Below are 23873 nucleotides of genomic sequence, written 5' to 3'. Positions count from 1 at the left end.
CCCCGCTCACGACACCACCCGCGTCAGCCGCACGGCCATGAACTGCCGCGCCGGCAGCTCCACCCGGAACGACCCTGAGAACACCCCGGGCACCCGCGAGACGGTCATCCCCCAGGTGTCGATCACGTCGACGATCCAGGAGTCGGCGGGATCGCGGACGATCTGCCGGAACCGCGGCCGGTTGAAGCCGAAGTAGACCAGCTGCACGCCGCCGCCCCCGCCCCAGGGCGCGTCCCAGTCCGAGGGCAGCGGGTCGATCCGCCCGTCCGGCATCTCGGCGGTGATCCGCCGCAGGAAGGCGATTCGCGCCGGGCTGTCGCCGACGAGCTCGCCGCCCTTCGACCACCACAGCTCCTCGCGGTCGTTGAGGTAGGTCTCGCCGTGGCCGACGTAGCCGCCCCGGATCGCCCCCTCCCAGAAGCGCCGGACCATCTCCTCGCCGGTGATGTTGCCCCAGCCCTGGTCGATGTCGCCCTCGTAGGCGCACTCGTCGATCACGACCGGCTTGCCCCACTGCTCGCGCCAGGCGTCGGTGTTCTCGGCGGTGCGGTACACGTCGATCCGCTGCACGGACGCGTGCGTGATCCACGGCCGCGAGTAGTCGTAGAAGCCGAAGCAGTTGTGGATGGAGAGCAGGTGGCCCACCGGGTCCTCGGCGACGACGAGCGCGGCGAGGCGCTCCCAGTCGTCGACGCTCTTCGACCAGAGCAGGTCGTACTCGTTGGCGAGCGACCACCAGACGTTCGGCGAGGCGGCCAGGCGCCGGACCACGTATCGGGTGACGAGGTCGTCGGCCGCGCGGCCCATGTCCGAGAAGCCCCAGCGGTCGTAGGCGTGGAAGAGGATCACGTCGGCCTGGATGCCGAGCGCGTCGAGATCGGCGACCCGCTCCTCCAGCCGGCGGAAGAACGCGGGCACGGGCCGGTCGAAGTCCCAGCCGTCGCCGTCGCGCTCGAACGGGTAGAGCTCCGGCTCGTTCGTGTTGTACAGGTACGCCTTCGGGAAGACGCAGTGCCGCACCTTGGTGAACGGCGCGTCCGCGAGCGTCGCGAGGGTCGCCTCCTGCAGCGCCTCGGTCTGGTGCGTCCAGGCGTACGCGGTCGTGCCGAGCGGCAGGTGCCGGGTGCCGTCCTCGTGCGCGAAGTGGAAGGTGTCGGCGACCCGCACCGGCCCGTGCGCGCCGGGCAGGGCGGCCTCCACGGTGACGGAGGCGGTGAGCCCGTCGAGCGAGCGCGCGGTGGAGGCGGTGGTCACGCTCCAGACGCCGGCGGTCGGAGGCAGGAACCGCACCCGGTACACCCCGTCGCCGTCGTAGAAGCCGCCCGCCCGCACCGTCTCGTCGCCGAGCGAGAACTCCGCCGAGAACTCGACATCGACGAACGGGTTGCCGTGCGACGGCCCGTCGACGACGACCTCGGCCGGCGCCCAGACGCTGCCGGAAGCGACCGGTCGCACCACGGCGGACGCGACAGCCACGTCCTCGCCCTCGTAGTCCGCGCGCGGCAGCACGGCCACCCGCTCCTGCCGTGGCGCGGCGACCCCGGAGTCGTCGACCGCGTCGAGCGCCGCCCAGAACGAGGCCTCGCGCTCGGGGTCCGCCTTCAGCAGCGGATCCATCCCCACGACGAGTCCGACGGGGGCGGAGCGCAGCTGCACCAGCAGCGGCGAGTTGACGACGCCCGGGACGAAGCGGCGCACGACGTCGCCCGCCTCCCCGTGGTCGAGGACGGCGGCCAGGGTCGATTCGCGGGAGAAGCCCACGGTCACACCTCCACGGTGGTCAGGGTCTGCACGGTGCGCCGGAACTCGGCCTGCATGTCGAGGGAGTCGCGCTGCAGCAGCCACTGCACCTGCAGCCCGTCCATGGTCGCGATGACGCGGATCGCGGCGCTGCGCGGATCCACGCCCGGCACCAGCTGCCCGCGGGTGAGCATGTCGCCGAACGCGCCGGTGAACAGGTCGACGACGAACCGGTAGCGGTTCGCGAAGTACGCGTGCGCCGGGTGGTCCGCGTGGGTCGCCTCCGCCGAGAGCACGCACTGCAGCTCGACGAGGCCGGGGATCTCGGCGTTGTACGCGACGAGGTCGATCAGTGCGCGGACCGTGTCGATCCCGGGCACGGCGTCGCCGCTGGGCACCCGGACGATCGAGTGGTCGTCGCGGAGGGTGAGCACCGCCGAGAGCAGCTCCCACTTGTTGGCGAAGTGGTGCAGCACGCCGGCCTGGCTGAGCCCGACCTTCTCGGCGATCTCGCGCAGCGACGCGGCGTGGTAGCCGCTCGCGGAGAAGACCTCCAGGCCCGCGGCCACGATCTCGGCGCGCCGGGCGGCGGTCTTGGCGTACTGCCCGCGCGGTCGCCGCGGGGGAGAGGTGGGGAGTGCCATGAAGTGCCTCCAGGCGCATCGTTGCGAGGGGGCACGGAGCCTCCGGTGCGAGAAACCTAGCCGCTAGAGGTTTCCGAGTCAAAAACCTGGTGCCGAGTCGGCTTTCGGAAAGCTCCCCGTCAGCGCACAGTTCCGAGCGCCCCGCGGGATGTGAACGGTCACGAGAATCACGAAAACCTAACGGGCCGAAGTTTTTCTTCCCAAAACCTAGGGGTCGTCTGTTTTTCGTGTTAGCTTCCTCGGCACCGGTTCATGGGAGAACCGGGAGAACCTGGAGACCGAAGATGTTCCGATGGAAGAGGCTGGCGGCCGCTGCGATCGCCGTCACCACGATGGTCGGCCTGACCAGCTGCGCGGCCGACTCCGGCGGCGGCGCCTCCGGCGGCTCGAGCGAGACGCTCACGCTGGGTGCGATCCAGACCCTGTCGACGTTCGCCGCGGCGGACTCGTACTGGGCCAACGAGTCGCCCTACATGCAGGCCGTCTACGACAGCGTGCTCCGGGCCGAGCCCGACGGCACCATCACCGAGGGCCTCGCGTCCGAGTGGACGTACAACGAGGACAACACCGTCCTCACCCTGAAGATCCGCGACGGCGTGACCTTCTCCGACGGATCGACGCTCGACGCCGACGCCGTCGCGCAGAACCTGATCCGCTTCCGCGACGGCAACTCGCCCGACACGAACAAGATGGCCGACCTCGCCGACGCGGTCGCGACCGACGCCTCGACCGTCACGGTGACCCTCAAGCAGGCCAACCCGACGTTCCTCTTCTACCTGACCCAGAACGCCGGACTCGTCGAGGCGCCCTCCGCCTTCGAGTCCGCCGACATCCAGACCGTCCCGGTCGGCTCCGGCCCCTACGAGCTCGACGCGTCCAAGACCGTCATCGGCACCTCCTACGCCTTCACCAAGCGCGACGGCTACTGGGACGAGGACTCGGTCCACTACGACAACCTGAACATCAACGTCTACAGCGACTCCACCGCTCTGGTGAACGCGATCAAGGGCGGTCAGGTCAACGCGGCCAACACGGTCGACAACAACGACCTCAAGGAGATCGAGGCGTCGGGCTTCACCGTCAACCCCTTCGAGCTCAACTGGACCGGTCTGCTGCTGCTCGACCGCGACGGCACCATCGCGCCGGCCCTGAAGGACGTCCGCGTCCGCCAGGCCATCAACTACGCGTTCGACAAGGAGTCGCTGCTGAAGGCCATCGGCCAGGGCTACGGCACTCCGACCACGCAGATCTTCCCGACCTCCTCCGAGGGCTACGACGAGTCGCTCGACGACGACTACCCCTACGACCCCGAGAAGGCCAAGGAGCTGCTCGCCGAGGCCGGCTACCCGGACGGCTTCGAGCTGAACATGCCCTCGAGCTCGCTCGTCGGCTCCTCGACCTTCACGCTGATCCAGCAGCAGCTCTCCGAGGTCGGCATCACCGTCACCTACACCGACGCCGGCAACAACTTCATCGCCGACGTCCTCGCCCCGAAGTACGCCGCCACCTGGCTCACGCTGCAGCAGGACCCCGACTGGGCCCTGATCAACTTCGAGCTCAGCCCCAACGCGATCTTCAACCCCTTCAAGAACGCCGACCCCGAGCTCGAGACGCTGATCGAGGCCGTCCGCACCGCGGACGAGTCCGGCTACGCCGCCGCCGTCCAGGCCGTCAACGCCTACACGGTCGAGAACGCCTGGTTCGCCCCCTGGTACCGCCAGCAGTCGAGCTTCGTGACCGACGCGAACACGAAGGTCGAGACCCAGACGGGCAACGCCTACCCGTACCTCTGGAACATCACCCCGGCCTGATCCGGATCGGCGGGGGCCGGCTTCACGGCCGGCCCCCGCTCCCTCTCTTCGCGCGTCACCGATCCGCTGATCAGGCCCGCGCCCTCCTCCGTTCGAAGGACCACTGATGACCAGGTTCATCCTGCGACGCGTCGTCTCGGGGATCATCCTCGTGGTGCTGATCTCCGTCGTCGCCTACGCACTCCTCTATCTCGGCGGCGGCGACATCGCCCGCCGCATCCTCGGGCAGAACGCGACGCCGGAGGCGGTCGCCCAGCGCGCCGCGCAGCTCGGCCTCGACCAGCCGATCTGGTCGCAGTACCTCGGCTGGCTCGGCCACGCGGTCACCGGCGACCTCGGCAGCTCCTGGTTCACGGGGCAGGCGGTCACCACCGCCATCTCGACCCGCGTCACCGTCACGCTCTCCCTGGTCATCGGCGCCACGATCATCTCCGCGATCGTCGCGGTCGTGCTCGGCGTCTGGGCCGCGGTCCGCCGCGGCTGGGCCGACAAGCTCGTGCAGCTGGTGTCGATCCTCGGCTTCGCGATCCCCGGCTTCCTGATCGCGCTGGGCCTCGTCACCGTCTTCGCGATCAACCTCCGCTGGTTCAAGCCCACCGGCTACGTGAACCTCACCGACTCGTTCTCCGGCTGGATCGCCACGGTCACCCTGCCGATCATCGCCCTCGCGATCGGCGGCATCGCCGGCGTCGCCCAGCAGGTCCGCGGCTCCGTCATCGACGCGCTCCGCCAGGACTACGTCCGGACCCTGCGCTCGCGCGGCCTGCCCGCCGACCGGATCGTCTTCCAGCACGTGCTGCGGAACGCCGGCGGCCCTGCGCTCGCCGTCCTCGCCGTGCAGTTCATCGGCCTCCTCGGTGGCGCCGTGATCGTCGAGCAGATCTTCGCGATCCCCGGTCTCGGCCAGGTCGCGGTCACCGCGACCACCCAGGGCGACATCCCGTTGGTGATGGGCCTCGTGCTCGTCACCGCGATCATCGTCGTCATCGTCAACCTGCTCATCGACCTGCTCCAGGGCTGGCTCAACCCGAAGGTGCGACTCTCATGACCGCCACGACCCCGCTGCCCGCCAGCACCCCGTCGGTCGGAGTGGAGGAGCGCGCCGCCCGCACGCACCTCTTCCGCCGCCTGCTGCACAACCCGGTCGGGCTCGTCTCGCTCGTCTTCCTCGCGATCGTCGTCCTCTCCGGGATCTTCGCGCCGCTGCTCGCCCCGGCCGACCCGAACCGCGCCTCGCTGCAGGACGTGCTCGCCGAGCCCGGCGCCGCGCACCTGCTCGGCGCCGACAGCGCGGGCCGCGACGTCCTCTCGCGATTGCTCTTCGGCACCCAGTTCAGCCTCGCCGGCGCCCTGGTCGCGCTCGCCGTCGCCGTCGTGATCGGCGTCACCAGCGGACTGCTGGCCGGCTACTTCGGCGGCTGGTTCGACTCCGTCTCGGCCTGGACCTCCGGCCTCGTGATGGCGCTGCCCGGCTTCGTCGTCCTGCTGGCGGCCCGCGCCGTCATCGGCCCGTCGATGTGGCTCTCGATGGCCATCTTCGGCGTCCTGCTCTCGCCGGCCTTCCACCGGCTGGTCTACGCCTCCGTCACCGCGGTGCGCGGCGAGCTCTTCGTGGACGCGGCCCGGGTCTCCGGACTCAGCAACGGCCGGATCATCGCCCGGCACATCCTCACCGTCGTCCGCGCTCCCGTCATCATCCAGGCCTCGCTCGTCGCCGGCATCGCGATCGCGATCCAGGCGGGACTCGAGTTCCTCGGCCTCGGCGACCTGTCGATCCCCACCTGGGGCTCGATGCTCAACGACGGCTTCTCCAACGTCTTCAACGCCCCGATCCTGATGCTCTGGCCGAGCCTCGCGATCGCGCTCACCTCCATCGCGCTGACCCTGCTGGGCAACGCGATGCGCGACGAGCTCGAGCGCAGCGCCTCCGGAGCCAAGCGCTCGAAGAAGCGCAAGTCGGCCTCGGCGCCCGCGACGGTGCCGACCAGCCTGTCCACCATCGGCATCCGGACCATGCTCGACGAGGACGCCGCAGCGCCGAAGACCGTCGTGCACGAGGAGGAGGCCGGCGCACGCAGCGCCGAGGAGATCCTCCGCGTCACGAACCTCTCGGTCGGCTACGGCCAGAACGACGGCTCGGTGAAGACGGTCGTGCACGACGTCTCGCTCGCGGTCCGCCGCGGCGAGATCCACGGCCTGATCGGCGAGTCCGGCTCCGGCAAGACGCAGACCGCCTGGTCGGTGCTGCGCCTGCTGCCCGAGGGCGGCCGGATCACCGGCGGCTCGATCGTCTTCGACGGCAAGGACCTCGCGCACCTGTCGGAGAAGGAGATGACGAAGCTCCGCGGCAAGCGCATCGCGTACATCCCGCAGGAGCCGATGTCGAACCTCGACCCGTCCTTCACCATCGGCACGCAGCTCGTGCAGCCGATGCGGATCTGCCTCGGCCTCTCGAAGGCGGCGGCGAAGGAGCGGGCGCTCGGCCTGCTCGCCCGGGTCGGCATCCCCAACCCGCAGCGCACCTTCGACGCCTACCCGCACGAGGTCTCCGGCGGCATGGCCCAGCGCGTGCTGATCGCCGGCGCCGTCTCCTGCGACCCCGACCTGCTGATCGCCGACGAGCCGACCACCGCGCTCGACGTCACGGTGCAGGCCGAGGTGCTCGACCTGCTCCGCGAGCTGCAGTCGGAGCTGAACATGGGCATGATCCTCGTCACGCACAACTTCGGCGTCGTCGCCGACCTGTGCGACCGCGTCTCGGTCATGCGCGACGGCCGGATCGTCGAGACCGGGCCCGTGCGCTCGATCTTCGCCGACCCCCGTCACCCCTACACCCGCGCCCTGTTCGACGCGATCCTCGAGGAGGGGCCCGCCCGCGGACCGCTCGTCGCCACCACCGCCGTGAAGGAGTCGAGCCGATGAGCGCCGCACCCGCCGCACCCTCCGAGCTGCTGCTGGACGTCAAGGACGTCGTCGTCGAGTACCCGGGCAAGGGCTTCCGCGCGAAGCCGTTCCAGGCGCTCAAGGGCGTCTCGCTGGACATCCGCCCCGGCGAGACGGTCGGCCTGGTCGGCGAGTCCGGCTCGGGCAAGACCACGCTCGGCCGCGCGGTGCTGGGGCTCGCCCCGGTCACCGGCGGCGAGATCCTCTACAACGGGCGCGACATCGCGCACCTCGACCGGCGTCAGCGCCGCGGGCTCTCCTCCGAGATCCAGGTCGTCTTCCAGGACCCGTACACCTCGCTCAACCCGTCGCTGACGATCGAGCAGATCCTGGTCGAGCCGCTCACCGTGCGGAAGGTCGACGCGAAGGTCGCCTCGACGCGGGTGCGCGAGCTGCTCGATCAGGTCGGGCTGCCGCAGTCCGCGGCCGACCGCCTGCCGCGCGAGTTCTCCGGCGGTCAGCGCCAGCGGATCGCGATCGCCCGGGCGCTCGCCCTCGAGCCGCGGCTGATCGTCTGCGACGAGCCCGTCTCGGCGCTGGACCTCTCCACCCAGGCGCGCGTCCTCGATCTCTTCACCGAGATCCAGGAGCGCACCGGAGTCGCGTACCTCTTCGTCTCGCACGACCTCGCCGTCGTGAGGCACCTCTCGCACCGCGTCGCCGTGATGTACCACGGCGAGATCGTGGAGTGGGGCGACGGCGACCAGGTCACCTCCCGCCCGGAGCACGCCTACACCCAGCGCCTCTTCCTGGCCGCCCCCGTCGCCGACCCGGTCCGCCAGGCCACCCGCCGCGAGGAGCGCCGCGCCTTCGTGGCCGCCCACCCCTGACGCCCGCCCCCCGGACGCGCGCGCGTCCCTCCCCTCTCCGCGAGATGCCACTTATGACGCGATCGCACGGCGTGTCGCGCTCATAAGTGGCATCTCGCGGAAGGGGCCGGGGCGGGGCGCACCGTCAGAAACTTACTGCTGCTAGGTTTTTAGGGACGACGACGTCGCCTCCCGAGAGAGAAAGAGTCACCGTGACCGACACCTCCACTGCTCCCCGCATCCCGGCCGAGGGACCCGACGCCGACGCCCTGCTCACCGAGCTGATCGGGCGCCTCGACCTCGAGGAGAAGGTGCAGCTGCTCACCGGCCGCGACTTCTGGACCACCTGGCCGATCGAGAGGATCGGCCTGCGCCGCATGCTCGTCTCCGACGGCCCGTCGGGCGTCCGCGGCGAGGTCTGGGACGAGCGCTCGCCCTCGCTCAACCTGCCCTCCGCCACCGCGCTCTCCTCCTCCTGGGACCGCTCGATCGCCCGCCGCTACGGCGCCGCCGCCGCGGTCGAGGCGCGCCGCAAGGACGTCGACGTCGTCCTCGGCCCGACCATCAACCTGCACCGCTCCCCGCTCGGCGGCCGCCACTTCGAGGGCTTCAGCGAGGACCCGGTGCTCACCGCCGATCTCGCCGCCGCCTACGTGGCCGGCGTGCAGGAGAACGGCGTCGGTGCCACTCCCAAGCACTACATCGCCAACGACTCCGAGACCGACCGCTTCACCGTCGACGTCCGCGTCGGCGACCGCGCCCTCCGCGAGCTCTACCTGCTCGCCTTCGAGCGCGCGATCGTCGAGACCCGCGCCTGGCTCGTGATGAGCTCCTACAACTCGATCAACGGCACCACCGCCACCGAGAGCGACCTGCTGGAGACCCCGCTGAACAGCGAGTGGGGCTTCGACGGCGTCGTCATCAGCGACTGGACCGCGGTCCGCACCGTCGACAGCGCCCGCGCGGCGCAGGACCTGGTCATGCCCGGCCCCGACGGTCCGTGGGGCGCGGCGCTGGTCGCCGCCGTCCGCGACGGCTCGATCGAGGAGTCCGTCGTCGACCGCAAGGTCCGCCGCATCCTCCGCCTCGCCGCCCGCGTCGGCGCGCTCGAGGGCTTCGCCCCCGCCGTCGCCGAGCCGGTGCTCGTCGAGGACGGCCGCGCCTTCGCCCGCGAGGCCGCCGCGGCCGGCAGCGTCCTGCTGCGCAACGAGGGCGAGCTGCCCTGGGACGCCTCGGCGCTCAGCTCCGTCGCCGTGATCGGCCACAACGCCCGCGAGGCGCGCACCCAGGGCGGCGGATCCGCGACGGTCCTGCCCGAGAAGGTCGTCACTCCGCTCGATGGCGTCCGCGCCGCGCTGCCGCATGCCCGCGTCGACTACGCCCTCGGCGCGGTCGTGCAGGACGGCGTCGCCCCGCTCGTCCTCGAGACGATCACCAACCCGGTCACCGGCGAGCCCGGCCAGCGCGTCCGCTTCCTCGCCGAGGACGGCGCGGAGCTGTTCGTCGAGGACCGCCGCGCCACCTCTCTGGTCTGGTTCGGCGGCACCGCACCGATCGCCGCCTCGGCCCGCGTCGAGTTCTCGACGATCCTCACCCCCGCCGCCGACGCGACCATCCGCCTGGGCTTCGCCGTCGCCGGCACCGCCCGCGTCTACGTCGACGGCGCGCTCTTCCTCGAGGAGACCCTCGCCGCCGTCGGCTCCGACCTCGGTGCCGCGCTGCTCGCCCCGCCGTCGGTCTCCGCGCCGCTGACCGTCACCGCCGGCACGCCCGTCGACATCCGCATCGAGTACGACATCGTGCACGCGGAGGGGGACCTCGACGGCGCGCTCGGCTTCACCTACGGCCTCGAGCCCGACGCCACCCCCGCCGACGAGCTGATCGCGGAGGCGGTGGCGCTCGCGCGCGACGCCGACGTCGCCCTCGTGGTCGTCGGCACCAACTCCGCGGTCGAGTCCGAGGGCTACGACCGCAGCTCCCTCGACCTGCCGGGTCAGCAGGACGCGCTCGTGCGCGCCGTGGCCGCGGTGAACCCGCGCACCGTCGTGGTCGTCAACGCCGGCGCCCCCGTGCTGCTGCCCTGGCGCGACGAGGTGGCCGCCGTGCTGGTCGGCTACTTCGGCGGTCAGGAGATGGGCGACGCGGTCGCCGACGTCCTGCTCGGCCGGGTCGAGCCCGGCGGCCGCCTGCCCACCACCTGGCCGGTCGCGATCGAGGACGTCCCCGTCCTCTCCACGCTGCCGACCGACGGCGAGCTGCACTACGACGAGGGCATCCACATCGGCTACCGCGCCTGGCTGCGCAGCGAGGTCGAGCCGGCCTACGTCTTCGGCCACGGCCTCGGCTACACCTCGTTCGAGCTCGTCTCGGTCTCGACGCCCGAGCCCGTCCGCGGCGGCGAGGACGTCGAACTCCTCGTCGACGTCGTCAACACCGGCGAGCGCGCCGGGAAGGTCGTGCTGCAGGCCTACGCCGAGCGCCGCGACTCCGCCGTCGAGCGCCCGGTGCGCTGGCTGGTCGGCTTCGAGAGCGCGACGCTGGAGGCGGGCGCGAGCGCGCAGATCGCCGTGACCGTCCCGACCCGCCTGCTCGCCACCTGGAACGACGGCTGGGAGTACGAGGCCGGAGCGTTCACGATCCGCCTCGGCACCTCGCTCGAGGACGTCCCGCTGGTGACCGAGCTGGAGCTGCGCGCATGAGCGCGGCCGTCGTGCCGGGCGGAGTCGCGCAGGGCGGGGTCGGTGCGCCGTTCCCCAACCCGCTGATCCCCGGCTTCAACCCCGACCCCAGCGTCGTCCGCGCCGACGGCGTCTACTACCTGGTCACCTCGACGTTCGAGTACCTGCCCGGCATCCCCGTGTACCGCAGCACCGACTTCGAGACCTGGGAGCGCGTCGGCAACGTCGCGACCCGCGCCGAGCAGATCGGTGTGGAGGAGGTGCCCACCGGCCTCGGCGTCTGGGCGCCGACCATCCGCCACCACGACGGCCTCTTCCACGTGATCGTCTCGGTCCCCGCGGGAGTCGGCACCGTCGTCTTCACCGCGGCGGACCCGGCCGGCGAGTGGAGCGACGGCACCGTCCTGACCGATGCCGACGGCGGTCCGCTCCAGGGCATCGACCCGGACCTCGCCTGGGACGAGGACGGCACCGCGTACGTCACCTACTCCGGCCTGATCCTGAGCGGCGAGGAGGCCGGCGCGCACCTCGGCATCCAGCAGGTGCGGGTCGACCTCGCGGCCGGCCGCATCCTGGAGGAGCCGCGCTCGCTCTGGTCGGGCACCGGCGGCGGCTTCCCGGAGGCGCCGCACCTGTACCGGCGCTCGGTCGACGGCCGGGACGTCTGGTACCTCCTCATCGCCGAGGGCGGCACGGAGCGCGGCCACGGCGTCTCGATCGCCCGGAGCGATGCGCCGACCGGCCCGTTCGAGACCGCGCCCGGCAACCCGTTCCTCACCGCCCGCGGCACCACCCGACCGGTGCAGAACACCGGCCACGGCGACCTGGTGGAGGGGCCCGACGGCACCACGCTGATCGTGCTGCTCGGCGTCCGCCCGCGCGGAGCGACCCGCGCCTTCTCGGCGCTCGGCCGCGAGACCTTCGTCACCCGGGTCTCCTGGGTGGACGGCTGGCCGGTCGCCGAGCCGGTCGCACTCGCGCCGCGCGGTCCGCTCCGCGACGACGTCGACTTCGCCGGGCCGCTCGACGCGGGCTGGATCGGCGTGCGCCGCCTCCCGAGCGCGCTCGCGACCGTCGAGGACGGCCGGCTGTCGCTGCCGGGGGAGGGGCGCACCCTGCGCCACCCGCAGCCCACCTTCGTCGGGCGGCGCCAGCTCACGCAGACCATGCAGGCCTCGGTGATGGTCGACGTCTCGGTCGGCGTCGGCGGGCTCGCCGTCCGCTACGACGAGACGACCTTCGCGTCGGTCGAGGCGGAGTCGACCGGCTCCGGCACGCGGGTCACCGCCCGCGCGGTGATTCCCTCCTTCGAGCAGGAGTGGACCGCCGAGCTGCCCGAGGGCCCGGTGACGCTGATGCTGGAGTCCGAGCGCGACGGCGGCATCGGCTTCGGCCCCGGCCAGATGACGAGCGACTTCCTCGTGCTCCGCGCGGAGGCGGGCGGCGTCTCCCGCACCCTCGCCCGCATCGACGGCCGCTCCTTCACCGCGGAGACCGCCACCTCCTTCACCGGCCGCGTCCTCGGCCTCTACGCCACGACCGGCACCCCGACGTTCACCGCCTACCGCTACGCCGGCACCGACGACTGACCTGCGCTTCATGTTGATCGAGTAGCCCGCGTCGCGGCCTGCGCTCCATGTTGATCGAGTAGCCCGCGATGCGGGCGTATCGAGATCCCCCGTTCTGCAGGCGTCGGGTCTCGATACGCCGCTCCGCGGCTACTCGACCAGCATGAAGCGGAGCGGCCCGCGGGGCGTGCCGCCCTGTTGATCGAGCGGCCAGCGCCTCATGCTGATCGAGTAGCCCGCGAAGCGGGCCCCCATGCTGATCGAGTAGCCCGCGCAGCGGGCGTATCGAGATCCACCGTTCTGCAGACGTCGGGTCTCGATACGCCGCTCCGCGGCTGCTCGACCAGCATGCGGCCGTCGGTCCCGGGTTGTACCACGTCTGCGTCCAGCCGCAACCACGTGAACTCCCAGGCGGCTCGCCTCTACCGTCGAGGGAGGCGACCGCAGCAGCGGCCTGCCGCACACCGAGTGAGACATCAAGGAGCACTACCGTGTCGCAGATCATCGAGACCGTCGACGTCAACGTCCCCGTGTCCGTCGCGTACAACCAGTGGACGCAGTTCGAGGAGTTCCCCAAGTTCCTCGACGAGGTCGAGTCCATCCAGCAGGTCACCGACGTCCTCACCGTCTGGAAGGTGAAGGTCGGCCCCGTCGAGCGCGAGTTCGAGGCCAACATCACCGAGCAGCACCCCGACGAGCGCGTCGCCTGGAACAGCACCGGCGGCGAGACCGACCACGCCGGCGTCGTCACCTTCCACAAGCTCTCGGACACCGAGACCCGCGTCACCGTGCAGCTCGACTGGGAGCCCGAGGGCTTCCTCGAGACCGTCGGCTCGCTCGTCGGCGCCGGCAGCCACGCGGTCAAGAAGGACCTCAAGAACTTCAAGGAGTACATCGAGTCCAAGGGCTCGCCGGACGGCGCCTGGCGCGGCGACGTCGAGGCCTGAGCCCGATGTCGGACGACAGCACCCCGGACACCGGGACTCCTGAGGACGGCGGCCTCGGCACCGAGGGCACCATCCCCGACTCCGAGGACGGGATCGCCCTGGGCGTCTCGGGCGACTCGCACTTCAACCCCGAGGAGGACGCCCCGAGCGACTCCGAGGGCGAGGCGGACGAGAAGTAGCAGAACGATGTGAAGGGCCGGAGGCGGTGACGCCCCCGGCCCTTCGTCGTCTCAGCGCCAGGCCCGTGCGTACTGCGGCGGTACCAGCCCGAGCGGAGCGCCCAGCTCCCGCGCCATCCGCGACGGCGCGTGCGGGTCGCGCAGCAGCTCGCGCGCCAGCAGCACCACGTCCGCGTCGCCGCCGGCCACCACGCCCTCGGCCTGCTCGGCCGTCGTGATCAGCCCGACCGCCCCGACGGGAGCGCCGGTCGCCCGGCCCACCTCGCGCGCGAACGGCACCTGGTAGAGCGGCGCCACCGGGATGTCGGTGCCCTTCACGAGCCCGCCGGTCGAGACGTCGAAGAGGTCGACGCCCTCGTCGCGCGCCCACTCCGAGACCCGGATCGTCTCCTCGAGCGTCCAGCCGCCCTCGGCCCAGTCGGTGGCGGAGAAGCGCACCAGCAGCGGCAGCTCGCCGATCTCGGCCCGCACCGCGCGGACGACCTCGAGCAGGAGCCGCGCGCGGTTCTCCAGCGATCCCCCGTAGGCGTCCTCGCGGCGGTTCGAGAGCGGCGAGAGGAACTGGTGCAGCAGGTAGCCGTGCGCCGCGTGCAGCTCGATCACGTCGAAGCCCGCGTCCACGGCACGGCGGGCGGAGGCGCGGAACGCCTCGACGAGGCCCGGAAGGTCCTCGACGTCGAGCGCCCGCGGCACCGCGTAGCCCTCGAACGCGACGGGGGAGGGGGCGACGGTCTCCCAGCCGCCCTCGTCGACGGGGACGGAGCCGTGCCCGCTCCACTCGCGGTAGGTCGACGCCTTGCGGCCCGCGTGCGCGAGCTGGATGCCGGCGAGGGCGCCCTGCCCGTGCACGAAGTCGACGATCGGCGCCCAGGCCGCCTGCTGCTCGTCGTTCCAGAGCCCGGTGTCCCAGGGGCTGATCCGCCCCTCCGGGACGACGCCGGTCGCCTCGACGATCACGACCCCCGCCCCGCCGCGCGCGAGCGAGCCGAGGTGCACGAGGTGCCACGGCGTCGGCACGCCGTCCTGCGCCTCCACCGAGTACTGGCACATCGGCGCGGCCCAGACGCGGTTGCGCGCCGTGCGGGAGCGGAGGGTCAGCGGCTGGAAGAGGGCGGGGGAGTCGGTGGTGGTGCGAGGTGCGTCGGTCATCTCAGGGCCAACCGACGGAGCGGCCCGGGTATGCCCGCTGTCGCGCGATGGCCGTCCCCGCGCCGTCGCTCAGCGCGGCCAGGTCGCCCCGGGCGCCTCCTGCCAGACCGAGCTCGGCGGCGCGAGCGACTCCAGCTCCTCGAACAGCGCGTCCGGGATGTCGAGCGCGTCGTCCGCGACGAACGCGTCGTAGTGCTCGGCGCTCGTCGCGCCGACCACCGTCGTCGTCACCCGCGGGTCCCGGGTCGAGAACTGCAGGGCGGCGGCGGCGAGCGGCACGCCCGCCCGCTCGCAGGCCTCGCCCATCGCGGCGACCGCGTCGACGATCTCCTGCGGCGCCGGCGCGTAGGCGTAGCTGCGGACCGGCTCGGGCCAGCGCGCAAGCGCCCCGCCGCCGTAGACGGCCGCGTTCACCACGACCACGCCGCGCGCGACGGAGGCGTCGATCAGCTCCTCGGAGGAGCGGTCGACCAGCGTGAACCGGTTGTGCGTGATCACGGCGTCGAAGAGCCCGGTGTCGACGTAGTGGCGCAGCATCGGCGCCGGCCCGCCCGAGATGCCGATCGAGAGCGCGACGCCGGCCTCCTTCATCGCGACGAGCGCGCGCACCGGGCCGTCCTCGGCGAAGGCCTCGTCGTAGGAGATCCGCTCCGGGTCGTGCAGGTAGAGCAGCGGCAGCACGTCCATGCCCAGGCGCTCGCGGCTCTCGTCGAGGCTGCGGCGCATCCGCTCGGCCGAGTAGCTGCCGGTCTCCGGGTCGCGGTCGAGCTTCGTGACGACGGTGATCCCCTCCGGGACCCCGCCGCGCGCCCGCAGCGCCTCGCCGATCAGCCGCTCGCTGTGCCCGAGCGCGTACTCGTTGGAGGTGTCGATCACCGAGACGGGGCGGCCGGCGCCGGAGTCGAGCACGCGCTCGAGCGCGGGCACCGTGTCGAGCGAGCCGACGCGGTCGGGGTTCCAGGAGGTGCCGAGGGTGAGCCGGGTCACCAGGGCGCCGGACGGGCCGAAGGGGCGGAGCGCGGAGGGCTGAGAGGTCATCCCGTCAGCCTGGCAGCCGCGCCCGTCGCACGTCGAGGGCTCAGTGCATCAGCAGCTCAGTGCACCAGCAGCTCAGTGCATCAGCAGCTCAGTGCACCAGCGTGCTCAGCCACACCACGACGAACCCGAGCAGCGTCGTCACGAGCGTGCTCAGCACCCGCCGCTTCCACGAGCTGCCGCGCCGCGCCGACATCAGGTAGCCGAGCGCCGCGAGGATCACGACACCCGCTCCGAGTGCCAGGTAGTACGCCGTCCACTCGTCCAGCACCCCGAGCGGCCCGAGCGCGAGCAGCAGCGCCGGCACGACCATCGCGGCGATCATCCCGATCGAGTGCCGGGCGGTGTCCCGCACGGCGGCGAGGACCGTGCGCGGAGTCGGATCCGACTCGGGCAGGCGCGCGATCGTCCCGGAGTAGAGGTGCGCGACCCAGAAGACGGTCACCGAGCCGAGCAGGAACAGCAGGACGTCGAGGTCGGTGTCCTTGTCCCAGCCGACGGCGATCAGCGTGATCGAGAGCACCGTGCCGTAGATGGCACCCTCGGTGCGCATCACCGCGCCGAGCACGCCGACCGCGACCACGGCGCCGGTGCGGGAGGTGACGATCCGCCGCTGCGGCGGCGCCTGCTCGAGGGTCGGGGAGTCGTCGGGATCCATGGAGCTCGGCCTTCCGTCGGGCGCGGGCGACCGGGGGCGGACCGGCCTGACCACACCCTAGGGCCTGGCCGACTCGATCCCGAGTGCTCGCGAGGGCGGTCTCCGGATCGACGGACCCTAGCGGCGCGCCTGAGCCCGCGGCCGCGTCTTCAGCGGCACGGGCGGCAGGGTGGCGAGCGACGGCGCGACGAAGCCGACCACGTCGGAGTAGTGCTCGTCCTCGCCCGAGCGGACGAACGACCAGCACTTCAGCGACGCGGGCCGGTCGCGCAGCGGCAGCGGGCTCGCCTCGACGACCAGGGCTTCGTCGCTCCGATAGACCACCCGCGCCGGGACTCCGCGGCGGCGGCCGTCGATCGTGTGGCTCGCGGTGGGGCGGAGCACACCGTCGCGGCTGTCGAGGCCGATGGAGAGGACGGAGCGGAAGTCGTCCGAGGCGGCGCCCATGCCGATCAGGAAGTCGGGGCCGGTGCCGCGGAGCAGGAACACGACGTCGAGCCCCTTCTCGTGCCGGAGCGCGTAGGTCGCGGTCAGCATGCCCTGACCGAAGGAGGCCGCGCGCGCCGAGGAGTCCTCGTGGTGGGATCGGGCTTCCTGCTCGCGCATGCGGCGCTCCTTCGGGTCTCCGGCTCGGTCGAGTCGCCGCCCCCCGCCGCTCGTCGTCTCCTTCACCGTAGAGGAGAGCCGCCCTATGATCGCCCCGTGCCTCGCATTCCGGACAGCGTCCCCACGCCCGCGCTCGTGCTCGACAAGGCGGTCCTCGACCGCAACATCGCGGCCACCGCCCGCTCGGCCCGCGATCGGGGCGTCGCGCTGCGCCCGCACGCCAAGACCCACAAGTCGATCGAGATCGCCCGGCGGCAGCTGGCGGCCGGCGCGGTCGGCCTCACCGTCGCGACCGTGTCGGAGGCCGAGGTGTTCGCGGCCGGCGGTGTCGAGGACCTCTTCATCGCCTACCCGCTCTGGCTCGACGCCGAGCGCGCGGCCCGGCTGCGCGGCGTGCTCGAGCGGGCGCGGGTCCGGGTCGGCGTCGACTCCGCGGAGTCGGCGCGCCGGCTCGCCGCGGCGATCCCCGCCGGCCTCGAGGTCGTCGTCGAGGTCGACTCCGGTCACCACCGCAGCGGAGTGCCGCCGCAGGAGGCCGGCGCGGTGGCCGCCGCCGCGGCGGAGGCCGGGCTCGACGTGGTCGGCGTCTTCACCTTCCCCGGCCACAGCTACGCCCTCGACGGCCGCCGCGCTGCGGCCCGCGACGAGGCCGCCGCGCTGAGCGCCGCCGCGGCCTCGCTCGCCGACGCCGGAGTCCCGGCCCGCGTGATCAGCGGAGGCTCGACCCCCTCCCTCGAATTCGCCGACGCCGGCGTCCTCACCGAGCTGCGGCCGGGCGTCTCCGCCCTCGGCGACGCGCAGCAATGGGAGATCGGCACCATCGGCCCGGAGTCGATCGCCGTCACCGTGCTGGCGACGATCGTCGCCCGCCGCGACGATCACCTGATCGCCGACGCCGGCAGCAAGGTGCTCTCCTCCGATCGCGGTGCCGCCTCGACCGGCTTCGGCCGCCTCCTCGAGCACCCCGAGGCCCGCATCACCGTCCTCTCGGAGCACCACGCCACCATCACCGGCGTCGACCTCCCGCTCGGCACCCGGATCCGCATCGCCCCCAACCACGTCTGCGTCGCCGTCAACCTCGCCGACGACTACCGCGTCCTCCTCGCCGACGGCACCACCGCCACCTGGCCCGTCGACGCCCGCGGCCGCAACACCTGACGCCGCTCGCGCCGAGACGTCCCCGAACGGTCGAGGCGTCCAGGTGCTGCTGGACGCCTCGACCAGTGCGGGACGCCTCACTGCGTGCCCTCGTCCATGCTGATCGAGCAGCCCGCGTGTCGGGCCGCCCTGCATGCTGATCGAGCAGCCCTCTTCGCGGGCCGCCCCCCCCATGCTGATCGAGTAGCCCGCGCAGCGGGCGTATCGAGATCCACCGGCGTCCGACGATGGTCTGCAGACCCGCCCTGCTGGTCACGGTTGGTCTCGATACGCCGCTCCGCGGCTACTCGACCAGCATGCTCGCGCCGAGACGTCCTCGGACGGTCGAGGCGTCCAGGTGCTGCTGGACGCCTCGACCAGTGCGGGACGCCTCACCGGCGTGCCCTCGCCCCTGCTGATCGAGTAGCCCGCGCAGCGGGCCGCCCTGCATGCTGATCGAGCAGCCCTCTTCGCGGGCCGCCCCCCCCATGCTGATCGAGTAGCCCGCGCAGCGGGCGTATCGAGATCCACCGGCGTCCGACGGAGGTCTGCAGACCCCGCCTGCTGGTCACGGCGGGTCTCGATACGCCGCTCCGCGGCTACTCGACCAGCATGGAAGGGCCGCGTCGCAGAAACGGGTCCGCGCGGGCGGGCTTCTGCATGCTGATCGAGTAGCTCGCGCAGCGGGCGTATCGAGATCCACCAGCGTCCGACGATGGTCTGCAGACCCGGTCTGCTGGTCACGGCCGGTCTCGATACGCCGCTCCGCGGCTCCTCGACCAGCCTGCCTGCGGGCGCCTCTTCCCGGGAGATCCCGCGTGGCTCAGCGCCGCGGCACGCGCAGTCCGACCACCGCGGTCAGCCCGAGCAGCACGAAGGCCGAGGCGAACGCCGCCGTCGGCGACGCCGCGTCCGCGAGCGCCCCCGCCAGCAGCGGTCCGACGACCCCGCCGAGGTCCGACGCCGCCTGGAAGAACGACACCGGCTTCCCGCCGCGCTCGCCCGCCGCGTCGCCCACGAGCGCGCCCGGCGCCGTCCCCATGAACGCGGCCGCCGCTCCGTACACGCAGAGCAGCGCGATGAGCAGCCACAGCTCGTGCACCAGCGGCATCGCCAGCATCGCGACGGCCGCGACGGCGAACCCGCCGATCAGCGCAGGCCGACGCCCGACCGTGTCGACGAAGCGCCCGGCCGGCGCCAGCGCGATCGTCTGCACCACCGCTGCGATGGCGAAGGCGATGCCCGTCCAGGCCGGCTCGTCGCCCAGCCCCTCGACGACGAGCACCGGCACGAGCGTCGCGCGGACGCCCATCGCCGACCAGCCGAGCGCGAAGTTCGCGAGCACCGCGCTCTGGTACCGCCGGTCGCGCGCGACCTCGCGCATCGGCTTCGCCACGGCCGTCGCCGCCGCCGCCTCCGCGTCGCGGTCCGGCCGCTGCAGCAGCACCAGCCCGACGATCCCGGCGATCGCGAGCGTGCCCGCGTAGAAGAAGAAGGGAGCGGTCAGCGAGATCGCCGTCAGCACGCCGCCGACGGCCGGCCCCGCCATGCCGCCGAGCAGGAACCCGCCCTGGTAGAAGCCGATCGACCGGCCCCGCCGCTCCGGATCCGCCGTCCGCAGCAGCAGCGTCATCGCCGCGACCGAGAACATCGCGGAGCCGATCCCGCCCGCCCCGCGCAGGAGCAGCAGGTGCGCGTAGTCGCCGGCCAGCCCGACGAGCGCGCTGGACACCGCCACGATCCCGATGCCGACAGCCAGCACGATGCGCTCGCCCACCCGGTCGACGAGCGGCCCGACGAACGGATTCGCGACCAGCCGCATCAGCGCGAACGCCGACACCACCGCGCCGACCTCGACGTAGCCCACCCCGAAGCTGCGCACGTACACCGGCAGCACCGGCACGACGACGCCGAACCCCAGCATCACGAAGAACGCGACGATCCCGAGGACCTTCACATCGCGGGGGAGCCGCGCCCCGGGTTCACGGTTCTTCCACGGAGCACGCACCCACCGACGCTACCCCGTGCCTCCGACACTGCGATCCCGGACGGACGGTACCCTCACTCGGATGAGGCGGAGAAGCAGGGCGGCGGCAGTGCTCCTCGTCGCGCCCGTCCTCCTCCTCACCGGCTGCGCGCTCCCCGGGCAGACGCAGGACCCGGCCCTCTGCCCTCCGGTCGAGGAATCGTGGAACGCCTTCGCGGCGGACCCCGCGACGGCGAACCGCGAGGCGTTCGAAGCCGCCCTCGACGCGCTGCAGTACGAGAACGCCACCTCGACCGCGGTCGACGCGGCGCGCTCGGCGAAGTCCGCACTGCAGAGCACCCTCGCCCGGAAGCCGGTGCGCAATCCGTTCTTCTGGAACGCCCTCGACCTGATCGCCGAGGAGTGCTCCGAGGCCGGTGTCGAGCTCTCCTTCGACGGCCACGGCGAACCGCTGCCCGCCGTCGGCTGACACGCCCAGGAATGCCGGGCCGGGACGCGCGTTGTCCTCAGGGATGACTTCCGCAGCAGACCCGTCCACCGTCCCTACGTCCGAGGCCCCCACTCCCGAGCAGCGCGCCCTCGTGGTCGGCGCCACCGGCATCGGCGGCTCCGCCCTCGTCGACCTGCTCACCGAGCGCGGCTGGCCCGTGACCGCCCTCTCCCGCCGGCCGATCGCCGAGCGCCCCGGCGTCACCCCGCTCTCCGCCGACCTCCGCTCCGCCGAGGACCTCGCCCGCGTGCTCGCCGACGAGAAGCCGACCCACGTCTTCTTCACCGCCTGGTCGCGCCAGGCCACGGAGGAGGAGAACATCGCCGTCAACGGCGGCATGGTCCGCGACCTCCTCGCCGCGCTCTCGCACGCGCCGCTCCAGCACGTCGCGCTCGTCACCGGGCTCAAGCACTACCTCGGGCCGTTCGAGGCCTACGGCCAGGGCGCGATGCCCGACACCCCGTTCCACGAGGAGGAGGAGCGCCTCGACGCGCCCAACTTCTATTACGCGCAGGAGGACGAGCTGTTCGCCGCCGCCGAGCGCGACGGCTTCACCTGGTCGGTGCACCGCTCGCACACCGTGATCGGCCACGCGGTCGGCAACGCGATGAACATGGGCCTCACGCTGGCCGTCGCCGCGTCGATCCACCGCGCGCAGGGCACGCCGTTCGTCTTCCCCGGCTCGCTCACCCAGTGGAACGGCCTGACCGACATGACCGACTCCACCGTCCTCGCCGAGCAGATGCTCTGGGCGTCGACCACCGAGGCAAGCCGCGACGAGGCCTTCAACGTCGTCAACGGCGACGTCTTCCGCTGGCGCTGGATGTGGTCGAGGATCGCCGAGCACTTCGGCGTCGAGCCCGTCGGCCCCGGCGAGGAGCCGCAGCCCCTCGAGCAGCAGATGGCCGGCGCCGACGAGGTCTGGCAGCGCCTCGTCCGCGAGCACGACCTGATCGAGCCCGACCTCGAGCGCGTCGCCTCCTGGTGGCACACCGACGCCGACCTCGGTCGGCAGATCGAGGTGGTCACCGACATCAGCAAGTCGCGCCTGGCCGGCTTCGGCGTGCACCACCGCACGGTCGACTCCTTCACGGCGCTGTTCGACCGCTACCGCGCGGAGCGCCTGATCCCCTAGCCGCCCGATTCGCAGCCGCCCGGCGCCGGGTCGGCGGCCCCGTCCGGTCGCCGACCCGTCGCCCGCACGACACCCGGGCGACACCCTGCGTCCCCCCGCGCTGCCTAGCGTCACGGCATGGCGGCGGCGGGGTACGGACGGGTGGGCACCCGGTGATCGAGCGGGTGGACCCGTTCCTCGGCACCGAGGCGACCCGGCTCCCCGACGCGACCGGGCTCGCGGCGACCTGGTGGTCGCCCAAGCCGCAGATCGGCAACACGCACCCGGGCGCGACCTTCCCGCTCGGGATGGTGTCCGCGTGCTCCTACTCCGGCGCCTACCCCACCGGCTACGGCCGCTACGACCTCGCGCTCGAGGGCGTCCCGCCGACGATCGAGGACGGCCTCGTCGCCTCCGGCTTCACGCACTTCCAGCAGTCGGGCACCGGCGCGATCCGCAAGTACTACAACTACCTCCGCGTCACGCCGATGCTCGAGCCCCTCGACGAGCTCGGCCGCAGCTGGGCGATCGAGGACGAGGTCGCCGAGCCCGGCTACTACGCCGCGACCCTCTCCTCCGGGATCCGCGCCGAGCTCACCGTCGGGCCCGCCTCGGTCGTGCACCGCTACACCTTCCCCGAGCACCGAAGCGCCCGCGTGGTCGTCGACCTCTCGCTCGGCGGCCTCGCGATCCCGTCCGGAGCGACGATCCCGCTCCGCGCGCAGCTGCACTCGATCTCGCCCGGCGTCGCGGCCGGCGAGGTCGTGATGGAGGGCGCGCCGCTCGCCGTCCACCTCGAGTGCGACGCCCTGCAGTGGCGGCAGATGCTCTGGTACGACCGCCGTCTCATGCCCGGCGGCACCCGGCTCGACTTCGACCACATCCGGCCGACCACGCTGCGCCCGTTCGGGCTGATGTGGGCCGGGCCGAGCACGGCCGGCCAGACGGTCGAGCTGCGGATGGGCTTCTCCCTCCGCGGCACCGAGCGCGCCCGCGAGAACCTGCACCGCGACGTTCCGCCGACGACCGGCGGCTTCGACCAGCGCCGCGACCGCACCCGCAAGACCTGGCGGAAGCGCCTGCGCACGATCGCCGTGGACACCCCCTCGACCGAGCGCGAGACCGTCTTCGCCACGGCGCTCTACCACTCGCTGATCAAGCCCTGCCTGGCGCCGGACGAGAGCCCGTTCTGGCCGACCGACGGCCCGTTCGTCTTCGACCTCAGCACCATGTGGGACATCTACCGCACCCAGCTCCCGCTGCTCACCGCGCTCCTGCCCGAGCGCGCGGTCGAGATCGGCGCCGCGCTGCTCACCATCTGCGAGGAGGAGGGCAACTTCCCGATCGGCTACCGGATGGCCAAGGGCAGCGACCGCTTCTCCCGCCAGGGCAGCGCGCTCGCGCACACCTTCCTCGCCGATCTCTGCCGCCTCGGCCTGCCCGGCATCGACTGGGAGGCGGCCCTCGTGCACATGGGCGAGGACCTCAAGCGCACCTACGGCGAGGAGTTCCTCGCGGCGGGGGAGGCGCACCCGATCAGCCACACCCTCGACCTCGCGCACGGCTACTGGTGCACCGCCGTCGTGGCGCGGCACGTCGGCGACCACCTCCTCGCCGACCAGCTCGAGGAGCGGGCGGCGCAGTGGGTGAACGCCTACGACCTGCGCTCCGGCCTGCTCAAGGACTCCACCTACTACGAGGGCACGCGGCACAACTACTCCTTCCGCCTGCTGCACGACATGGCCGGGCGCATCGCGATCAGTGGGGGCGACGACGCCTTCGTCGCGCAGCTGGACGAGTTCTTCGGCTACGGCGCCGAGCCCGTCGTGCAGCCGGGTCTGCGCCCGGACCGCGCGGAGATGCTCGCGGGATCGGCCCTCGGCCGCTTCGAGGGGCTGAACAACGAGCCCGACATGGACGCGCCGTGGGCGTACCACTACGCCGGCCGCCCCGACCGCACGGCCGAGATCGTGCACGGGGTGCTGCACCAGCGCTTCGGCGCGGGTCGCGGCGGCCTGCCCGGCAACGACGACTCCGGCGGCCTGAGCTCCTGGTACGTCTGGGCGAGCCTCGGGCTCTTCCCGGTCGCCGGCCAGGGGCTGCTGCTGGTCAACGCGCCGGCCTTCGCGCGCGCCTCGATCGCGGTGGGCGGGGCGGACGTCGAGCTCCGCACCACGGGCTTCGTCGAGCCGGTGCCGGGCGGCCCCGTCCAGTACGTGCAGTCGGCGGAGCTGAACGGCGCACCGCTCGAGGCGAGCTGGATCACCGCCGCCGAGCTGCATCGCGGCGGCGAGCTGACGCTGCACCTCGGCCGCGAGCCGGCCGGCTGGGGGAGCGCCCCCGAGCACCGCCCGCCGTCGTTCCCGCGGCACTGAGCA

19 protein-coding genes are annotated in these 23873 nt (G+C 72.5%); 12 read left to right on the top strand and 7 right to left on the bottom strand.

Features of this window, described 5'->3' with window-relative positions; genetic code table 11:
* Nucleotides 1–6: 6 nt before the first annotated feature.
* Together EDF17_RS08410 and EDF17_RS08405 are read right to left on the bottom strand one after the other, a co-directional pair.
* On the bottom strand, nucleotides 7–1767 hold the full coding sequence (locus EDF17_RS08410; RefSeq protein ID WP_243732838.1) for a DUF5605 domain-containing protein: 1761 nt from the start codon (nucleotides 1765–1767) through the stop codon (nucleotides 7–9).
* Nucleotides 1764–2384, bottom strand: coding sequence for a TetR/AcrR family transcriptional regulator (locus tag EDF17_RS08405; protein WP_123446678.1), 621 nt, complete (start codon nucleotides 2382–2384; stop codon nucleotides 1764–1766). The genes EDF17_RS08410 and EDF17_RS08405 overlap by 4 nt, the downstream gene beginning before the upstream one ends.
* Nucleotides 2385–2668: 284 nt before the next feature.
* Here EDF17_RS08405 and EDF17_RS08400 point away from each other — a divergent pair, with 284 nt between their 5' ends.
* The 8 genes from EDF17_RS08400 (at nucleotide 2669) to EDF17_RS19790 (ending at nucleotide 13319) form a co-directional block, all read left to right on the top strand.
* Nucleotides 2669–4195: an ABC transporter substrate-binding protein gene (locus tag EDF17_RS08400; protein ID WP_123446677.1), complete on the top strand. Its 1527-nt coding sequence runs from the start codon at nucleotides 2669–2671 to the stop codon at nucleotides 4193–4195.
* A 106-nt stretch (nucleotides 4196–4301) separates the two neighbouring features.
* Nucleotides 4302–5243: an ABC transporter permease gene (locus EDF17_RS08395; protein WP_123446676.1), complete on the top strand. Its 942-nt coding sequence runs from the start codon at nucleotides 4302–4304 to the stop codon at nucleotides 5241–5243.
* Nucleotides 5240–7117, top strand: a complete 1878-nt coding sequence (locus EDF17_RS08390; RefSeq protein WP_123446675.1) for a dipeptide/oligopeptide/nickel ABC transporter permease/ATP-binding protein — start codon at nucleotides 5240–5242, stop codon at nucleotides 7115–7117. The genes EDF17_RS08395 and EDF17_RS08390 overlap by 4 nt, the downstream gene beginning before the upstream one ends.
* Nucleotides 7114–7968: an ABC transporter ATP-binding protein gene (locus tag EDF17_RS08385; RefSeq protein ID WP_123446674.1), complete on the top strand. Its 855-nt coding sequence runs from the start codon at nucleotides 7114–7116 to the stop codon at nucleotides 7966–7968. Before EDF17_RS08390 ends, EDF17_RS08385 begins: the two co-directional genes overlap by 4 nt.
* 356 nt (nucleotides 7969–8324) lie before the next feature.
* Nucleotides 8325–10646, top strand: a complete 2322-nt coding sequence (locus EDF17_RS08380) for a glycoside hydrolase family 3 C-terminal domain-containing protein (protein ID WP_243732852.1) — start codon at nucleotides 8325–8327, stop codon at nucleotides 10644–10646.
* Nucleotides 10643–12214, top strand: coding sequence for a glycoside hydrolase family 43 protein (locus tag EDF17_RS08375; RefSeq protein WP_123446672.1), 1572 nt, complete (start codon nucleotides 10643–10645; stop codon nucleotides 12212–12214). The genes EDF17_RS08380 and EDF17_RS08375 overlap by 4 nt, the downstream gene beginning before the upstream one ends.
* Nucleotides 12215–12684: 470 nt before the next feature.
* Nucleotides 12685–13140, top strand: coding sequence for an SRPBCC family protein (locus EDF17_RS08370; protein WP_123446671.1), 456 nt, complete (start codon nucleotides 12685–12687; stop codon nucleotides 13138–13140).
* Nucleotides 13141–13145: 5 nt separating this feature from the next.
* A complete protein-coding gene (locus EDF17_RS19790; RefSeq protein ID WP_164874539.1) occupies nucleotides 13146–13319 on the top strand; it encodes a hypothetical protein in 174 nt (57 codons plus the stop codon).
* Nucleotides 13320–13370: 51 nt separating this feature from the next.
* Here the strand turns inward: EDF17_RS19790 and EDF17_RS08365 are convergent, their stop codons facing one another.
* The 4 genes from EDF17_RS08365 to EDF17_RS08350 form a co-directional block, all read right to left on the bottom strand.
* On the bottom strand, nucleotides 13371–14468 hold the full coding sequence (locus EDF17_RS08365; protein WP_123446670.1) for an NADH:flavin oxidoreductase/NADH oxidase: 1098 nt from the start codon (nucleotides 14466–14468) through the stop codon (nucleotides 13371–13373).
* Nucleotides 14469–14537: 69 nt separating this feature from the next.
* Nucleotides 14538–15506, bottom strand: a complete 969-nt coding sequence (locus EDF17_RS08360) for an aldo/keto reductase (protein ID WP_123446669.1) — start codon at nucleotides 15504–15506, stop codon at nucleotides 14538–14540.
* An 88-nt stretch (nucleotides 15507–15594) separates the two neighbouring features.
* Entirely contained in the window at nucleotides 15595–16161 is a 567-nt protein-coding gene (locus EDF17_RS08355) for a hypothetical protein (protein WP_123446668.1), read from the bottom strand.
* A gap of 117 nt (nucleotides 16162–16278) precedes the next feature.
* Nucleotides 16279–16767 carry a hypothetical protein gene (locus tag EDF17_RS08350; protein ID WP_123446667.1) on the bottom strand — a complete coding sequence of 163 codons (489 nt, stop codon included), beginning with the start codon at nucleotides 16765–16767 and terminating at the stop codon, nucleotides 16279–16281.
* Between the two features lie 96 nt (nucleotides 16768–16863).
* Between EDF17_RS08350 and EDF17_RS08345 the strand changes: the two genes are divergently transcribed.
* Entirely contained in the window at nucleotides 16864–17925 is a 1062-nt protein-coding gene (locus EDF17_RS08345; RefSeq protein ID WP_208110586.1) for an alanine racemase, read from the top strand.
* Between the two features lie 802 nt (nucleotides 17926–18727).
* Here the strand turns inward: EDF17_RS08345 and EDF17_RS08340 are convergent.
* Nucleotides 18728–19912, bottom strand: coding sequence for an MFS transporter (locus tag EDF17_RS08340; RefSeq protein WP_243581254.1), 1185 nt, complete (start codon nucleotides 19910–19912; stop codon nucleotides 18728–18730).
* A 61-nt stretch (nucleotides 19913–19973) separates the two neighbouring features.
* On the opposite strand from EDF17_RS08340, the gene EDF17_RS08335 reads away from it, so the two are divergent.
* The 3 genes from EDF17_RS08335 to EDF17_RS08325 all read left to right on the top strand — a co-directional run bounded on the left by EDF17_RS08335 (nucleotide 19974) and on the right by EDF17_RS08325 (nucleotide 23870).
* Nucleotides 19974–20360, top strand: a complete 387-nt coding sequence (locus EDF17_RS08335) for a hypothetical protein (protein WP_133671951.1) — start codon at nucleotides 19974–19976, stop codon at nucleotides 20358–20360.
* Nucleotides 20361–20403: 43 nt separating this feature from the next.
* On the top strand, nucleotides 20404–21516 hold the full coding sequence (locus tag EDF17_RS08330) for an SDR family oxidoreductase (RefSeq protein ID WP_123446664.1): 1113 nt from the start codon (nucleotides 20404–20406) through the stop codon (nucleotides 21514–21516).
* Nucleotides 21517–21668: 152 nt separating this feature from the next.
* Nucleotides 21669–23870, top strand: coding sequence for a glycoside hydrolase domain-containing protein (locus tag EDF17_RS08325; protein WP_123446663.1), 2202 nt, complete (start codon nucleotides 21669–21671; stop codon nucleotides 23868–23870).
* Nucleotides 23871–23873: the final 3 nt, after the last annotated feature.

Source organism: Rathayibacter sp. PhB1 (assembly GCF_004362935.1).
Lineage (GTDB): Bacteria > Actinomycetota > Actinomycetes > Actinomycetales > Microbacteriaceae > Rathayibacter > Rathayibacter festucae.
This window is presented reverse-complemented; position numbering and strand designations above follow the sequence as displayed.

What these genes read in the sequence shown, in the direction of transcription:
- EDF17_RS08330 (WP_123446664.1), top strand. Translation starts at nt 20,404, where the DNA reads ATGACTTCCGCAGCAGACCCGTCCACCGTCCCTACGTCCGAGGCCCCC.
- EDF17_RS08335 (WP_133671951.1), top strand. Translation starts at nt 19,974, where the DNA reads ATGAGGCGGAGAAGCAGGGCGGCGGCAGTGCTCCTCGTCGCGCCCGTC.
- EDF17_RS08375 (WP_123446672.1), top strand. Translation starts at nt 10,643, where the DNA reads ATGAGCGCGGCCGTCGTGCCGGGCGGAGTCGCGCAGGGCGGGGTCGGT.
- EDF17_RS08385 (WP_123446674.1), top strand. Translation starts at nt 7,114, where the DNA reads ATGAGCGCCGCACCCGCCGCACCCTCCGAGCTGCTGCTGGACGTCAAG.
- EDF17_RS08360 (WP_123446669.1), bottom strand. Translation starts at nt 15,506, where the DNA reads ATGACCTCTCAGCCCTCCGCGCTCCGCCCCTTCGGCCCGTCCGGCGCC.
- EDF17_RS08365 (WP_123446670.1), bottom strand. Translation starts at nt 14,468, where the DNA reads ATGACCGACGCACCTCGCACCACCACCGACTCCCCCGCCCTCTTCCAG.
- EDF17_RS08355 (WP_123446668.1), bottom strand. Translation starts at nt 16,161, where the DNA reads ATGGATCCCGACGACTCCCCGACCCTCGAGCAGGCGCCGCCGCAGCGG.
- EDF17_RS08390 (WP_123446675.1), top strand. Translation starts at nt 5,240, where the DNA reads ATGACCGCCACGACCCCGCTGCCCGCCAGCACCCCGTCGGTCGGAGTG.
- EDF17_RS08405 (WP_123446678.1), bottom strand. Translation starts at nt 2,384, where the DNA reads ATGGCACTCCCCACCTCTCCCCCGCGGCGACCGCGCGGGCAGTACGCC.
- EDF17_RS08395 (WP_123446676.1), top strand. Translation starts at nt 4,302, where the DNA reads ATGACCAGGTTCATCCTGCGACGCGTCGTCTCGGGGATCATCCTCGTG.
- EDF17_RS08400 (WP_123446677.1), top strand. Translation starts at nt 2,669, where the DNA reads ATGTTCCGATGGAAGAGGCTGGCGGCCGCTGCGATCGCCGTCACCACG.
- EDF17_RS19790 (WP_164874539.1), top strand. Translation starts at nt 13,146, where the DNA reads ATGTCGGACGACAGCACCCCGGACACCGGGACTCCTGAGGACGGCGGC.
- EDF17_RS08380 (WP_243732852.1), top strand. Translation starts at nt 8,325, where the DNA reads ATGCTCGTCTCCGACGGCCCGTCGGGCGTCCGCGGCGAGGTCTGGGAC.
- EDF17_RS08350 (WP_123446667.1), bottom strand. Translation starts at nt 16,767, where the DNA reads ATGCGCGAGCAGGAAGCCCGATCCCACCACGAGGACTCCTCGGCGCGC.